Below are 14,497 nucleotides of genomic sequence, written 5' to 3'. Positions count from 1 at the left end.
AATGTCGAGGATGATGAGTTAGTCATGCATGCACTCGGGGAGGGACTGAGGATTGCGATTGCGCAGGAGGTCGTCGTCGGCAAACTGCTAACGCTGGCGCACGAACGCCGGCGCCTGCTCGCAGTTCATCTGCTGTTTTTTTTTTTTTTTTGAGAGGTGTATAAGAGACGGCGCCTGCCCGGACTAGGCTGGCGGCGTGCTGCTGAGTGACCGTGACATCCGCTCCGAGATCGAGGCCGGGCGCGTGGCCCTGGAGCCCTTCGACCCCCAGATGATCCAGCCTGCCTCCGTGGACGTGCGGATCGACCGGTTCTTCCGCCTGTTCGACAACCACAAGTACGCGATGATCGACCCGGCCCAGGAGCAGCCGGAGCTTACGCGCGAGGTGGCGATGGGTCCGGAGGAGGCGTACATGCTGCACCCGGGCGAGTTCGTGCTGGCCTCGACGTATGAGCGGATCACGCTGCCCGATGATGTCGCAGCCCGCCTGGAGGGCAAGAGCTCGCTGGGCCGACTGGGTCTGCTGACGCATTCCACCGCCGGTTTCATCGACCCGGGCTTCGAGGGGCACATCACGCTGGAGCTGTCGAACATGGCGACGCTGCCGGTGGCGCTGTGGCCGGGCATGAAGATCGGCCAGCTGTGCTTCTTCCGGCTTTCGAGCGCGGCGGAGCGCCCGTACGGCTCGGCCGGCAATCTCAACCGCTACCTGGGCCAGCGCGGCCCGACGCCCTCGCGCTCGGCCCAGAACTTCCACCGCACCGTCATCCCCGTCGAGGAGGAGCAGTGAGCGCGACCCCCGACCACCCGGCGACCCCCGACCGCACCGAGCACCGGCTGCAGCTGCCGCGGGACACCGATCCCGCGGATGTCCTGGCGATGATCCGCAATGTCCGCCCCGACGCCCAGGCCGATGCGGATGGCGTGATCGACCTGGGCGACGACGCCCGGCTGATCCCGGATACCTCGCGACGCGGCGGCGGGCGCTTCACCCTGGAGGTGCCGCGACAGCGCGATGAGCCGACGCAGCTGACCATCGGGGATCCGCGCGGCTACGGCCGGGCATTCCCGGACGGGGAGCCGATGGGCGCTGAGCGGGAGGCCCTGGACCTCGCGTGGGCGCTGGGCCGGCGCCTGTACGGCGCGGTTGTCACGGACTCGGGGACGCGCCTGGAGCCGCACCCGTTCTGCGAGCGGGACCTCACGGTGGTCAGCCCCCACGCGCTCGCTCCGGAGTCCTTTGCGGAGCTCATCGCGCCGCTGGCCCCGGAAGCGGAGCTCGACGAAATCCCTGAAGATGTGTCGCGCGCCGGATACAGCGTGACGGTGCCGCTCGAGACGGGTGATGAGCTCGCCGTGCGGGTGGGGCGCGCCGACCAGCATTCGGCGCTCGCGCAGGTGGACTGGCTGCGCGATGCGGTGGACTACCAGATCGTGCACCTGCCGGTCGATGAGGGTGAAGGCGGCATCGAGATGCCTGATGCGGCGACGTCCGAGCGCTGGCAGGTGGCGTATCAGCGTGTCGGCCTGATCGCGGGCCTGCTCACGGAGACCGTCGGCGGGTATGTGCTCGATGCGGGCGGTTTCCTCGTGGACCCCGCAGATCTGGCCTAAGGCCCCGGCGGCTCATCACCGGCACCCCAGCGCCGATGGTGCGCTGCCCCCGTCGGCCCCTGCGCGCACAGCACCGCGCCCTTACCCCGTCGCTCTGGCGCCTCACGCCTCCTGCGCGGCTCGCCCGGCGGCGCCCAGCTTGATCGGCACGAACGCCACGAGCCCGAGCGCGAGCACCAGCACGATCCCGAGGATCCCCGAGCGGGTATCGCCCAGCAGCGCCACCACTACGGTGAACGCGCCGGTGCCCAGGAACCCGAGGGCCCGCCCGGTGGTGGCGTACAGCCCGAAGTTCTCGGTCTCCCGCCCGGGCTGGGACAGGCGCGTGAGCAGGTTCCGGGAGGCGGACTGCACCGGGCCGACGAACAGGCAGATCATCAGCCCCACGATCCAGAACACGAGCGTGGAGGAGAACAGGAACACGATCATCCCCAGCACGATGATGCCGAGGCAGCCGGCGATGATCACCACGCGCGGCCCCAGCCGGTCATCCACCCGGCCACCCAGGAACACCCCGAAACCGGCCACGAGGTTCGCGACGATCCCGAAGATGATCACCTCCACCGTGGAGAAGCCGTAGGCGTTCGCCGCGAGCACCCCGGCGATGGAGAACACCGCACCCAGGCCATCGCGGTAGATCGCGGAGGCCACGAGGTACTGCAGCATGATCGGCTCGTGCCGGAACGCCCGGATGACCCGCTGGATGATCTGCACGTACCCCTGCCACGGGTTCCACGGTTCGCCTGGCGACGTGGCGTGGTGACGCGGGGCCCGCAGCATCAGCGGCAGGCAGCCCAGCAGAATCCAGATCGCGACGAAGATCGGGATGGCCCGGTAGTTCCAGCCGTCCTCCGCCGTGATCCCGAGGACACCGGTGCCGGGCATGACGAACAGCACCAGCACCAGTCCCAGGCACAGGATTGACCCCCAGTAGCCCACCGCCCATGCGGTCCCGGAGATCCGGCCGCGATTGGCGGGGGTGGAGATCTCCGGCAGCACAGAGTTGACGAACACGCCCGCGAGCTCGCTCGTGACCACCGCAAGGGCGATGAGGATCGCGCCCAGGGTGAGGTAGTCAGCATCCAGCTTCACCAGCGGCATCAGCGCCACGATCGCGACGGTGGCGATGGTGAAGATGCGCAGCAGGGCGTTGCGGGCCCCGCCGCGGTCAGCCAGGTTCCCCAGCAGCGGGGCGAGCAGCGCCACGGCGACCGCGCCGATGGACTGCCAGCCCGCGAGGGTCTGGGAGCCATGGGCCTTCGCCGCCTCGATCTCCGCCTCCCCGACGGCGCCGTGGGTGGCGACGCCGCTGGCCACGTAGGTGGCAAACACGAAGGTGAGGATCACCGAGGAGAAGGCGGACATGCCACCGTCCCACAGGGCGAAGGAGGCCACCGGGGGACGCCCGGAGCGGCCGACGGGGGACGGGGCGGGAGACAGGGCAGGGGAGGACGCGCTGGGGTCCGGGGAGGAGTCCATGGGGCCACTGTACGGATCAGAGGGTGCTCGAAGCCGCCATAGCCAGCCGGGGGAGCGGAAGAAAGGGGAGGGGGCCGACGGGGCCCGGCCGGTCCTGCGCGTCCCCTGACCCTCACCATCGCTTCAGGGACGACCGGGGTCCTCCCGTAAGATGGCGTCGGCCGCTTCCCAACTCCCTGCCGGATGGAGTACCCCTGTGTTCACGATGCTGCTCGCCCACTTAGTGGCGGCGGTCGTGGGCCCCATCCTGGTGCGCAGCATCGGCCGCAACGCCTTCTACCTGCTGGCCACGGTGCCCGGCGCCTCCGCGATCTGGCTGCTGACCCATGATCCGCGCGCCCTGGCCGATGCGCCGATCGAACAGTCAGTGCCCTGGATCCCCGCCTTCGGGATCGACCTGGCGATGCGCCTGGACACCCTGTCCTGGGTGCTGGCCGTCATCGCGACCGGCATCGGTGCGCTCGTGCTGGCCTACTGCGCCCGCTACTTCAAGGACACCGAGGCGGGCCTGGGACGCTTTGCCGGCGTGCTGACCGCCTTCGCCGGGGCGATGGTGGGTCTCGTGCTGACCGACGACGTCATGGTCATGTACGTGTTCTGGGAGCTGACCACTGTCTTCTCCTACCTGCTGATCGGGCATTACCAGGATAAGCAGGCCTCCCGTCGTGCCGCGTTGAACGCCCTGATCTCCACCACCGTCGGGGGCCTGGCGATGCTGGTGGGCCTGCTGATGGCCGGTTACGCCGCCGGAAGCATGCGCTTCTCCCAGATCGTCACGGATCCGATGTGGGCCGATGCCGGCCCGTATTTGGTCACCGCGATGGTGCTCATGCTGGCCGGCGCCACGACGAAGTCCGCGATGATTCCCACGCACTTCTGGCTGCCCGGCGCGATGGCCGCCCCCACCCCCGTCTCCGCGTACCTGCATGCCGCGGCGATGGTCAAAGCGGGGATCTACCTGATCCTGCGGCTCGCCCCCGCGCTGACGTTCCTCGAGGTCGTCGCCGGGATCCTCGTCGCCCTCGGCGCGGTCACCATGCTGGTGGGCGGCTGGCGGGCTCTGCGGCAGACCGACATCAAGCTCCTGCTGGCCTACGGCACCGTCTCCCAGCTGGGTTTCCTCACCGCCGTGACGGGGCTCGCCACGCATGATGCGATCCTCGCGGGCCTGGCGATGCTGATCGCCCACTCGGTGTTCAAGGCGCCGCTGTTCATGGTGGTCGGCATCATCGACAAGCAGTTCGGCACCCGCGACCTGCGCGTGCTGTCCGGGGTGTGGAAGGTCGCGCCCGTCACCGCGGTGATCGGCACCGTCTCCGCCGCGTCGATGGCGGCGATCCCGCCGCTGTACGGCTTCGTCGCGAAAGAGTCGATCTACTCCGCCCTGTGGTACGGCGGCGGCCTGCAGCGTCTGCTGTTGATCGCCCTGGTCGCCGGGTCGGTGCTGACCGTCGCGTACTCGTGGCGCTTCGTGAAGGGCGCCTTCGGTCGCGCCCCCGGCGCCCCGCCCGTCGCCCAGCCCAGCATCTCCGTTCTGTACTGGCTGCCGCCGGCGATCATCGCCGTGCTCAGCGTGGGCCTCCCGCTCGTGGCCGCCCCCCTGGAGGAGGTGCTGCGCGGCGCCGCCGGTGTCCTGCCGGACACCACCCAGGAAGTGCACCTGGTGGTCATCCCGCACCTGGGCGTGCCGCTGCTGGCCTCCGTCGTGACCCTCGCCCTGGGGCTTGTGCTGTGCCTTCTCGCTCGGCCCTTCCAGCGCTTCCAGAAGGCGGTGTCCCCGCAGAGCTGGGCGGGGGAGCGGGCCCTGGATATCATCGACTCCGAGCGTGGTTTCCGCCGCATCCTGCGCGCCACGGATTCGCTGTCCGTCGCGATCACCCCGCTGTTCCAGCGCGGCTCCCTGCCCTACACCCTGGGCACGATGTTCGTGGTGCTGATCGCCCTGGTCACTCCGGTGGCGCTCACCCAGTCGCCGGTGCCGGACAACCTGGTGCTGTTCCACAATCCGATCGAGCTGATCGTCCTGCCGGTCGTGGTGCTCGCCGGCATCGGCGTGGTCCGTTCCCGCCGCCGCCTGCGCGCCGTCTTCCTCATCACCGTCACCGGCTACGGCGCTGCCCTGCTGTTCCTCGCCGCCGGCGCACCCGATGTCGCCACCACGCAGGTGCTCGTCGAGACCGCGATGACCGTCGTACTCGTGCTGGTGCTGCGCCGCCTGCCCCTGCACTTCTCCCGTCGGCCCCTGCGGTTCGGCGCCCTCGCCCGCTGGGTGGTGGCCATCACCACCGCGATCGTCATGTGCGGCGCAGCTCTGTACGCGGCCGATGCCCGCTACCGCGAGGCCCTGGGGCCGGGCCTGATCGAACCGGCGTACACCGAGGGCGGCGGGCACAACGTCGTGAACGTGACCCTCGTGGACTTCCGTGTGTGGGACACGATCGGGGAGATCGGCGTGCTGCTCGTGGTCGCCACGGGCGTGGCCTCCCTGATCTTCGTCACCCGGCGTGAGCGGCCCATCTCCCGGGTGCGGGACCTCGACGACGGCTCCACCTCCATCTGGCGGCGCCGCACCGACAGCGACCTGCCGCAGAACGTCCTGGACTTCGATGCCCGGCCCGATGAGGTCATCGGCGACAACCGGTGGCGCACCTGGCTGAGCGCGGGTCTGACTCTCGCCCCCGAACGCCGCATGGTGATCCTCGAGGTCATCACCCGCATCGGCTTCCCGATGCTCATGATGTTCTCGATCTACCTGCTCATGGCCGGTCACAACCTGCCCGGCGGCGGGTTCACCGGCGGCCTTGTGGCGGGGCTCGCGCTCGCGCTGCGCTACCTCGCCGGCGGCCGCTACGAACTCTCGGAGGCAGCGCCCGTGCAGGCCGGTCTGGTGCTCGGCACCGGCATGGCCCTCGCGGTCTCCGCCGCGGTGCTGCCGCTGCTGTTCGGGGGCACGATCTTCGAGTCCGCCACCCCGGTGGTGCACGTGCCGCTGCTGGGAGAGCTGCACTTCCCGAGCGCCCTGATCTTCGACCTCGGCGTGTACCTCGTGGTCGTGGGCGTGCTCCTGGACTTCCTGCGCTCCCTGGGATCGCAGATCGACCTGCAGCAGGAGGCGGAGACCGATGCCCGTTAGTCTCACGCTGCTGCTGACCGCCGGGGTGCTGATCGCCTGCGGCGTGTACCTCATGCTCGAACGCACGCTGACCCGCATCATCCTGGGCTATGTGGTGTTCGGCAACGGCGTGAACCTGCTGTTCATCATCGCCGCCGGGGTGCCCGGCGCGCCGCCGTTCGAAGGCACCGGTGATCCGCGGGAGATGACCGACCCGCTGCCGTTCGCGATGGTGCTCACCGCGATCGTGATCTCCCTGGGCATCACCGCGCTCGGGGTGGCCCTCGCCTACCGCGCCTGGCAGCTGTTCGGCCACGACGAGGTGCCCGACGACGTGGAGGACCGCCGCGTGCTGCGGCGCCGCCGCCAGCGCAACGAGGGTGCAGCAGACCTGCCGTGGCACCAGGCCCTCACCGAGGAATCCCGCCGCGGCGCCCTCGCGAGCTCCCAGGGGCTCTTGCCCCCGGAGAACGACGACCCGCTGGGCGGGGACCTCACAGGCGCTGAGGATGTGCCTCACGACGACACCGAGGCCGATGCCGAGGAGGATCCGCTGCCGCCGCGCACCCGTCGGGCCCTGCGCACCGGCGCGATCCCCACCACGAGCAGTGGGACCGCCACCGGCGCGACCCCGGCCGTCCCCGGGGCCGACGAGCAGGATCCACGCTCCGCCGTGGCCGCCCCGGGCACCGGACCGGCCACGGACCCGGGCCACCGGCCGCCCGGCACCGCAGAACCGATCGATGAGCACACGCGCCACGCGGACGAGGGACGGGGGGATCGCTGAGCATGGAACTGCTGCTGGCCCTACCCGTCCTGCTGCCGCTCGGCGGGGCGGCTGTCACCCTGATCCTGCGCCACCACGCGCGGGTGCAGATGTGGCTGGCGATCCTGACGCTGGTCGCGATCTTCACCGTCGCGATCGTGCTCGGCTACCACGTCACCCAGGAGAGCGTGCTGGTGCTGCGCATCGGCGGCTGGACCCCGCAAATAGGCATCACCCTGGTCGCGGACCGGCTGACCGCGCTGATGCTGCTGGTCTCCAGCTTCGTGACCCTCGCGGTGCTGGTGTATTCGAGCGCCCAGACCGTCTCGGAGAATACCGAACGCACCCCGGTGGCGATCTACTACCCGACATACCTCGCGCTGGTCGCCGGAGTGTCGATGGCCTTCGTGGCCGGTGACCTGTTCAACCTGTACGTCGGCTTCGAAGTGCTGCTGGCGGCGTCCTATGTGCTGCTGACCCTGGGTGGTTCCGCGTCCCGCGTCCGCGCCGCCACCACGTACGTCGTCGTCTCCCTGCTCAGCTCCGTGATCTTCCTGGCCGGCATCGCCGCGGTGTACGCCGCCGCCGGCACCGTGAACATGGCCGAGCTCGCGGTGCGCCTGGACGGGGTGCAGCCCGGCACCCGCATGATCCTCGAGCTGATGTTGCTGGTGGCCTTCGGCATCAAAGCGGCGCTGTTCCCCCTGAGCGCCTGGCTGCCGGACTCCTACCCGACGGCCCCCGCCCCCGTGACCGCCGTGTTCGCGGGCCTGCTGACCAAGGTCGGTATCTACGCGATCCTGCGCCTGGAGACCCTGCTGTTCCCCGCCTCGCAGATCTCCAACCTGCTGCTGGCTGCGGCGGCGCTGAGCCTCATCATCGGGATCCTCGGGGCCGTGGCGCAGACGGACCTCAAGCGCGTGCTGTCCTTCACGCTCGTCTCCCACATGGGCTACATGCTGTTCGGCATCGGCATGGTCACCCAGCTGGGCATGGCCGCGACGATCTTCTACGTCGCCCACCACATCGTCGTGCAGTCCACGCTGTTCCTCGCCGCCGGGCTGATCGAGCACCGCGGCGGCACCACGAACCTCATCAAGCTCGGCGGCCTGCAGAAGCTCGCGCCGCTGGTGGCGATCCTGTTCTTCATCCCCGCCATGAACCTCGCGGGCATCCCGCCGTTCTCCGGCTTCATCGGCAAGGTGGGGCTGATCGAGGCGGGCATCGCCTACGACCGCCCGGCCGGGTGGATCCTCATCGCCGCGAGCGTCATCACGAGCCTGCTGACCCTGTACGCGATCGCGAAGATTTGGAGCCGCGCCTTCTGGCAGGAGCCTGATCAGGAGATCATCGACCGCGAGGTGCGCATGCCCGCGGTGATGACCGGCGCAACCGCCGCGATGATCGCCTTCTCCCTGCTGCTGACGTTCCTGGCCGGCCCGATCATGAACTACGCCGGGGAGGCCGCGCACTCGGTGCTGCAGCGCACCCCGTACGTCAGCGCCGTGCTGGGTGATGAGGCGGCCGAGGAGCTGATCTACAAGATCGACGGTGAGGGCCACCGCGTGGACAGCACCGGGCGGGAGGTGACTGGATGAGCTTCCTGACGCGTCTGCGGGAGCTGCGCCGCGCCTGGCGGTGGGTGCTGGTCGCCGTGGTCATGTGGTGCATGCTCTGGGGCGAGGTGTCCCTCAAGAGCGTGCTGGGCGGCATCCTCGCCGCCGGGATCGTGTTCGTGCTGTTCCCGATGCCGCCGACGGGCCATGAGCTGACGATCCGCCCCCTGCGATTCATCACGTTCCTGGCCCGCTTCCTGCTGGACCTCGTGCGGTCGGCGATCGAGGTGGGCTGGTTCGCGGTGCGGCCGGGCCCGCAGCCGCCCGGCTCCGTGGTGGGCGTGAAGATGGCCTCCCGCTCCGATTTCTTCCTGACCTTCACTGGCATGCTGTGCACCCTGATCCCCGGCTCCGTGGTGGTCGAGGCGCAGCGCGCCACCGGCATGCTGTACCTGCACGCCTTCAACGCCGGCAGCGAGGAGGACGTCGAGGAGGTCCGCCGGTCCGTCCGCGCCCAGGAGGAGCGGCTGCTGTGGGCCATCGGCCGCCGCGAGGTGCTGAAGGAGGCGGGCCTGATATGAGCGGCTTCGAGATCATCCTGATCGTCTACGCGGTCCTGCTGGCGATCGCGGCGCTCGCCGTGGTGTACCGCATGATCATCGGCCCCACCATTCTGGACCGCGCCATCTCCTCCGACTTCCTGGTCACCCTCGTGGTGATGGCGATGGCGCTGTACACCGCACGGGCCGAGGCCGCCTGGGCGGGCCCGGCGATGCTCGGACTGACGGCGCTCGCCTTCATCGCGACCGTGACCTTCGCCCGCTTCGTGGCGCGCGAGGAGCCCGGCGGGGCGCATCTGCGCCCCCACCCTGATGAACCGTCCACGACCACCGGGCCGTTGGACGCGGTGCATTTCTCGGCTGCGCAGGAGGATCCGGACAGTGACGGGCCGGTGAACCGCTTCGAGCCCGGAGCGGCGAGCGCCGCCGCATACGAGCACTGGCCGCAGGCCGGGGGCGCGGGGGAGCGCCTCGGGGCCGACGCCGGCCAGCGCGCTGGGGCCGATGCCGCTCGGCGCGGCGGGTCCGATGTCGGCCAGCGCCGGGACCGGACGGAGGATGGCCGATGAGCATCGTCGAGATCATCGCTGCGATCCTCATGGGCGGCGGGGTGCTGCTGGGACTTGTGGCCGCGATCGGTGTGAACCGCTTCGAGGGCGTGCTCATGCGCATCCACGCCGCCTCGAAACCGCAGATGCTGGGCCTGATCCTGGTGCTGTCCGGGGCGTCGCTCGCCGCGGAATCCTGGTCGCTGGCCGCATTCCTGCTGGTGGTGCTGCTGGCGCAGGCGCTCGCCGTGCCGGTGGCGAGCGTCATGGTGGGACGCGCAGCGTTCCGACGCGGCTTCGTGCGCGGCGGCGACTACGCGATCGACGAGCTCTCTCCGCGTCTGGCCGACGCCGACGACGAGGACGATGACGAGGATGGCTTCATCGACGAGACCGATGAGCTGCAGGGCATGTCCGAGGGCGGCGAGGACCGCTTCCCCGAGAACGTCGTCACCTCGGGCGTCGACCCACTGGTGGAGGAGAACTGGGAAGAGCCCGAAGCCGGCGCCGAAGTGGGGGACGAGGAGGTCGTGGACGCGGATATCGACATCGACCTCGAGGACGAGACCGAGCGCGAAGCCGAGGAGGTCGCCGAGCGCGACGTGCGGCGCTGAGGGCACTAGGCCCCATCGGCCCCCTGACATGCAGCGGCCCCGCCGCGAGCACCCGATCATCGGATGCCCGCGCCGGGGCCGTCGCATCGTCCTCGCGGGGCCGGACGAACCCGGGCCGGTCGCCCGGCCGGGTCCGTCGGCGGATCAGAACAGACCCACGGAATCCCCGGACTCGGTGACGCCCATGCGCAGGGCGGCCGGCTGCTTGGGCAGGCCCGGCATCGTCATGATCGCGCCGGTCAGCGCTACCACGAAGCCCGCACCGATCTTCGGCACCAGGTCACGCACATGCAGCACGTGGCCCGTCGGGGCGCCGAGCGCCTTCGGATCATCGCTGAAGGAGTATTGGGTCTTCGCCACGCACACCGGCAGCTTGTCCCAGCCGTTGCGCTTGAGCATCCGCAGCTGCATCGGGGCGCGGTCCTCGAACACCACGTCGTCGGCGCCGTAGACCTCCTTGGCGAGGGTGCGCAGGGCCTCCTCCACACCGATCTCCGGGTCGTACAGCTGGTGGAAGTCGGCGGTGCCCTCCTCGATGACGGCCAGCACCTGCTCGGCGACGGCCAGGCCGCCCTCGCCGCCCTTGGCCCACACCTCGGACAGCGCCGCGCGGAAGCCGTTCTCCTTCGCCCAGCCCAGGACCGCGTCGATCTCCGCCTCGGTGTCGGAGGGGAAGCGGTTCAGGGCGATCACCGGCTCCAGGCCGAACTTGCGCACGTTCTCGACGTGGCGGCGCAGGTTGTCGGTGCCCTGGATCGCGGCGTCGATGTTCTCGGTGGCCAGGTCATCCTTCGCCACGCCGCCGTGCATCTTCAGAGCGCGGACGGTCGCGACGACGACGGCGGCATCGGGCCGCAGATCGCCCAGACGCGACTTGATATCGAAGAACTTCTCGGCGCCGAGGTCCGAACCGAAGCCGGCCTCGGTCACGGTGATCTCCGACAGCGACAGCGCCAGGCGGGTCGCGGCCAGGGAGTTGCAGCCATGGGCGATGTTCGCGAACGGGCCGCCGTGCACGAGGGCGGGGGTGCCGCCGAGGGTCTGCACCAGGTTCGGCAGCAGCGCGTCCTTCAGCAGCATCGTGATCGCGCCGCCGACCTGCAGATCCTCCACGGTGACGGGCTTGCGGTCGTAGGTGAAGCCGACGACGATCCGGTCGATGCGCGCCTGCAGGTCCTCGAGGTCCGTGGCCAGGCACAGGATCGCCATGATCTCCGAGGCCACGACGATGTCGAAGCCATCCTCACGCGGCACGCCCTGGGCGGGGCCGCCCAGGCCGATCACGGCCTTGCGCAGTGCACGGTCGTTGACGTCCACGACGCGCTTCCACTGGATGCGGCGCGCGTCGATGTTCAGCTCATTGCCCTGGTGGATGTGGTTGTCCACGAGCGCGGCGAGGGTGTTGTTCGCGATCTGGATGGCGTGGAAGTCGCCGGTGAAGTGCAGGTTGATGTCCTCCATCGGCACCACTTGGGCGTGGCCGCCGCCGGTCGCGCCACCCTTGATACCCATCACGGGGCCCAGCGCCGGCTCACGCAGCGCCACCATCGTCTTCATGCCCTTGAGGGAGAAGGCATCGGCCAGACCCACCGTGGTGGTCGACTTGCCCTCACCCGCCGGGGTGGGCGACATCGCCGAGACCAGCACGAGCTTGCCCTGCTCGCTGCTCGGGGTCATCTTCCGGACATCCACCTTGGCCTTCGTGGTGCCATAGGGGACCAGCGCCTCCTCGGGCACGCCCGCCTTCTCGGCGATCTCGGTGATGGGGCGCAGCGTCGCCTGCTGGGCGATCGCGAGATCCGGGTTCTCCGTCGACATCCTTGTCCCTCCGCAGATGGGGTCGGTGGCCTGGGGTGTGGGCCCAGGCTGTGCGCCCCGACGCTCGAGGCGCACGCCGCCCAGCCTAAGTGGCATGCGGGGGCGCGGGGGAAAGGACGCTGCGGGCCTGTCCGTCATCCTGGACGGGGCGGTTGACTGCCCCTCCGCACCAGTCAGCGTCCGTGCCGCGGGAACGACGAAGCCCCCTGGGGTTTGCCAGGGGGCTTCGTGCTGCGGTGGCTCCGACCGGCGTCGATCCGGTGACCTTTCGATTTTCAGTCGAACGCTCTACCAACTGAGCTACAGAGCCGTGGCCGTGCCGACGGCCGGAGCTCAGAGTAGCAGGTGGCGCGGCTTGGCTGCGAACCGGTATCGGCTGGTGTAAGGCATGCCACGCGGCTGTGCGCCGACGCCCCGACGCGTCTCCGCTGTGGCGCCACCACATGTCTCGGCCTGGTGCGGGTGCGTGTGCGTCTAGCGTATTGAGACCCGCGGTACTGCGGGGTAAGTGGTGGGGCGGGTGCTGCACTGATCGGAGAGCAGCGCCCGGGCCGAGTCCGAGCAGCCCACGCACGACGAAGGCCCCGGACGTGTGTCCGGGGCCTTCGTGACGGGCGACCCTGACCGGGCTTGAACCGGCGACCTCCGCCGTGACAGGGCGGCACTCTAACCAACTGAGCTACAGGGCCATCTGCATCTCCCCGCTCCCGGGGCGACCTGGACAACTCTACCGGATGATTTCGGTGCTCACGACCAGAATCGCTGTGAGCCGCCTCGCACTGCTGATCATCGAGGTTTTGACCGGTGGCCGGGGCGCCCGGCCGATGGTGCGAGGTCGACTGATGCAGTACCCCAACGAGATCCGAGCCGACAGCAGCCGCACCGGGGACTGCGAGGACTGCTGTCAGGTTCGCGTTACTGGCAAACGGTCGACCGACTGTAGGGGCTTACTTCTGATCGGGGTAGATCCTCGACCGGGTCTGCCGCACGATCAGGTGACAGTTGGGGGTGTTAGGCCGCGAGGCTCACACCCTGGTCGTCACCCTCGGCTCAGCTGGTTGAATGGAGTGGCCGGCAGCCGAATCATGCCGCGAGATGTAGGAAGAGAGCCTGCCCCGGCTCACGGCTTCTTGGCCAGGACGTATACCGCTTCCGTGGGGAACTCGAGCTCACCGGTGGCGCTGGTCGCCTGGGAGCACCTTTCGAAGAAGAGGTCCTTCACGGCTCTCCGGATGGCGGGAGATTGGGCTAGGTAGGTTGCGCCCACGACGGCGATGCCACCCTCGACGCCCGCCCAAAGATCATCCGGCCGGATGGACCACACCCAGTGCAGTTCCGTTGCAGCGGAGATTTCGCAACCAGCCGTCTCGGCAAGAGCTCCGAGCCCTCGGATGCTCCGTTCAAAGTCGAGGGATCGATCGAGGTTCTGACTCGGTATGGGCACGACGTCCGCAGCGCGGAAGATGCTCCCGATGAAGTCTCCCCACCCGCCGGCTGGGGGTGCTGGCCAGGCCGTCATCGCGATCAGCCCACCGGAGCGCGTGACACGCGCAAGCTCGGCGACGGAGTCGGCGGGGCGTCCGACGTGGTTGATGACGAAGTTCGCGGCGACGGCATCGAACGCGCCGTCGATCATCGGGAGCTCAGGCAGGGCAGCCTGGATCGCCGGCCCGCGCAACCGTTCGCGGGCGATGCCGATCATGCTTGCTTCCGCGTCGAACGCGGTGACGGTGCGGCCGCGCGACTCGGCCCGCGCCCCCAGGGTCCCCGTGCCGCAGCCGGCGTCCAGGAGGGATCCCGAGCCGGTGTCGTCGAGCAGACGGTCGATCGGTCCCGCGCACAGCTTGCCGAAGGAACGGTCATAGGCAGCGGCGCGGGCTTCCCAGGTTTTCATACTCCTATCCTCCATGCTCTCGGACGGCCGCCGATGAAGCTAGCTGGACATTGGGATGGAAGTAGTCGACAGCCTGGTCGAGCTGGTGGTGCGCCACTGTCTGGCGCGTGGCCGCATCACCGTCCTCGAGGGCATCTTTAGATCGGCCTGCTACCAGCAGATGTGCGAGCGGCTCATCGCCGGCCATGACGGGCCGTCGCTCGTGTATTACCTCGATGTCAGCCTCCCGGAAACGCTCCGGCGCCACGCGCTGAAGCCCATCGCCGACCATGTCAGCGATGAACAGGTCGCCCCCTGGTACGTCAACAACGACGTGCTTGCACTGCCCGGCGAGGTCATCCGCGATGAGCGGCATAGCGAGGATGAGCTGGTCGCGCGGATATTGGGTGACCGCGAGGGCCTCGCGCCTTAGCCTCGGGCTTTCATCGTTGAGGTGTCCGAGGGGTGGTCGTAGACGCGGAAAGGTGCTCCTGACCTGGAAGAATAGGGCTTACTTAGGGTCCAATTCTCCAAGGTCGAAGGAGCACCTTCAGGGT

General features: G+C 69.3%; 12 protein-coding genes and 2 tRNA genes. 9 read left to right on the top strand and 5 right to left on the bottom strand.

The genetic code is table 11. From position 1 onward, the window contains the following. Positions 1–196: 196 nt before the first annotated feature. Entirely contained in the window at positions 197–790 is a 594-nt protein-coding gene (gene dcd / locus MU407_RS12280; protein WP_246957894.1) for a dCTP deaminase, read from the top strand. Continuing rightward, positions 787–1,614 (top strand): hypothetical protein, encoded by an 828-nt coding sequence (locus MU407_RS12275; RefSeq protein ID WP_246957892.1) that lies wholly within the window; start codon positions 787–789, stop codon positions 1,612–1,614. The genes dcd and MU407_RS12275 overlap by 4 nt, the downstream gene beginning before the upstream one ends. 102 nt (positions 1,615–1,716) lie before the next feature. Here the strand turns inward: MU407_RS12275 and MU407_RS12270 are convergent, their stop codons facing one another. Beyond that, positions 1,717–3,093, bottom strand: a complete 1,377-nt coding sequence (locus MU407_RS12270; RefSeq protein ID WP_246957890.1) for an MFS transporter — start codon at positions 3,091–3,093, stop codon at positions 1,717–1,719. A gap of 205 nt (positions 3,094–3,298) precedes the next feature. Between MU407_RS12270 and MU407_RS12265 the strand changes: the two genes are divergently transcribed. From MU407_RS12265 to MU407_RS12240, 6 genes are read left to right on the top strand one after another with little or no spacing between them, the layout of a single operon-like run. Beyond that, complete coding sequence (locus MU407_RS12265; RefSeq protein WP_246957896.1) at positions 3,299–6,226, top strand: Na+/H+ antiporter subunit A; 2,928 nt, start codon at positions 3,299–3,301, stop codon at positions 6,224–6,226. Continuing rightward, entirely contained in the window at positions 6,216–6,992 is a 777-nt protein-coding gene (locus MU407_RS12260; protein ID WP_246957888.1) for a Na(+)/H(+) antiporter subunit C, read from the top strand. The genes MU407_RS12265 and MU407_RS12260 overlap by 11 nt, the downstream gene beginning before the upstream one ends. A 2-nt stretch (positions 6,993–6,994) precedes the next feature. Beyond that, positions 6,995–8,569, top strand: a complete 1,575-nt coding sequence (locus MU407_RS12255; RefSeq protein WP_246957886.1) for a Na+/H+ antiporter subunit D — start codon at positions 6,995–6,997, stop codon at positions 8,567–8,569. Continuing rightward, entirely contained in the window at positions 8,566–9,108 is a 543-nt protein-coding gene (locus MU407_RS12250; protein WP_246957884.1) for a Na+/H+ antiporter subunit E, read from the top strand. The genes MU407_RS12255 and MU407_RS12250 overlap by 4 nt, the downstream gene beginning before the upstream one ends. Then, positions 9,105–9,656, top strand: coding sequence for a monovalent cation/H+ antiporter complex subunit F (locus MU407_RS12245; protein WP_246957881.1), 552 nt, complete (start codon positions 9,105–9,107; stop codon positions 9,654–9,656). Before MU407_RS12250 ends, MU407_RS12245 begins: the two co-directional genes overlap by 4 nt. Continuing rightward, entirely contained in the window at positions 9,653–10,249 is a 597-nt protein-coding gene (locus MU407_RS12240) for a monovalent cation/H(+) antiporter subunit G (protein WP_246957879.1), read from the top strand. The genes MU407_RS12245 and MU407_RS12240 overlap by 4 nt, the downstream gene beginning before the upstream one ends. Positions 10,250–10,393: 144 nt before the next feature. On the opposite strand, the gene MU407_RS12235 is transcribed toward MU407_RS12240, so the two are convergent. The 4 genes from MU407_RS12235 to MU407_RS12220 form a co-directional block, all read right to left on the bottom strand. Beyond that, positions 10,394–12,067, bottom strand: coding sequence for a formate--tetrahydrofolate ligase (locus tag MU407_RS12235; RefSeq protein WP_102234761.1), 1,674 nt, complete (start codon positions 12,065–12,067; stop codon positions 10,394–10,396). Positions 12,068–12,304: 237 nt separating this feature from the next. Next, positions 12,305–12,377 (bottom strand) — tRNA-Phe (locus MU407_RS12230). Between the two features lie 305 nt (positions 12,378–12,682). Next, positions 12,683–12,756 (bottom strand) — tRNA-Asp (locus MU407_RS12225). A 431-nt stretch (positions 12,757–13,187) separates the two neighbouring features. After that, a complete protein-coding gene (locus MU407_RS12220; protein ID WP_246957870.1) occupies positions 13,188–13,961 on the bottom strand; it encodes a class I SAM-dependent methyltransferase in 774 nt (257 codons plus the stop codon). A 55-nt stretch (positions 13,962–14,016) separates the two neighbouring features. On the opposite strand from MU407_RS12220, the gene MU407_RS12215 reads away from it, so the two are divergent. Then, positions 14,017–14,373 carry a hypothetical protein gene (locus MU407_RS12215; protein ID WP_246957868.1) on the top strand — a complete coding sequence of 119 codons (357 nt, stop codon included), beginning with the start codon at positions 14,017–14,019 and terminating at the stop codon, positions 14,371–14,373. The last annotated feature ends 124 nt before the right edge of the window (positions 14,374–14,497 follow it).

Source organism: Brachybacterium sp. Marseille-Q7125 (assembly GCF_023062615.1).
In the GTDB taxonomy this organism is placed as follows: Bacteria; Actinomycetota; Actinomycetes; order Actinomycetales; family Dermabacteraceae; genus Brachybacterium.
Note: the sequence above shows the minus strand (reverse complement) of the source record. Positions and strands in the feature narration are given on the sequence as shown.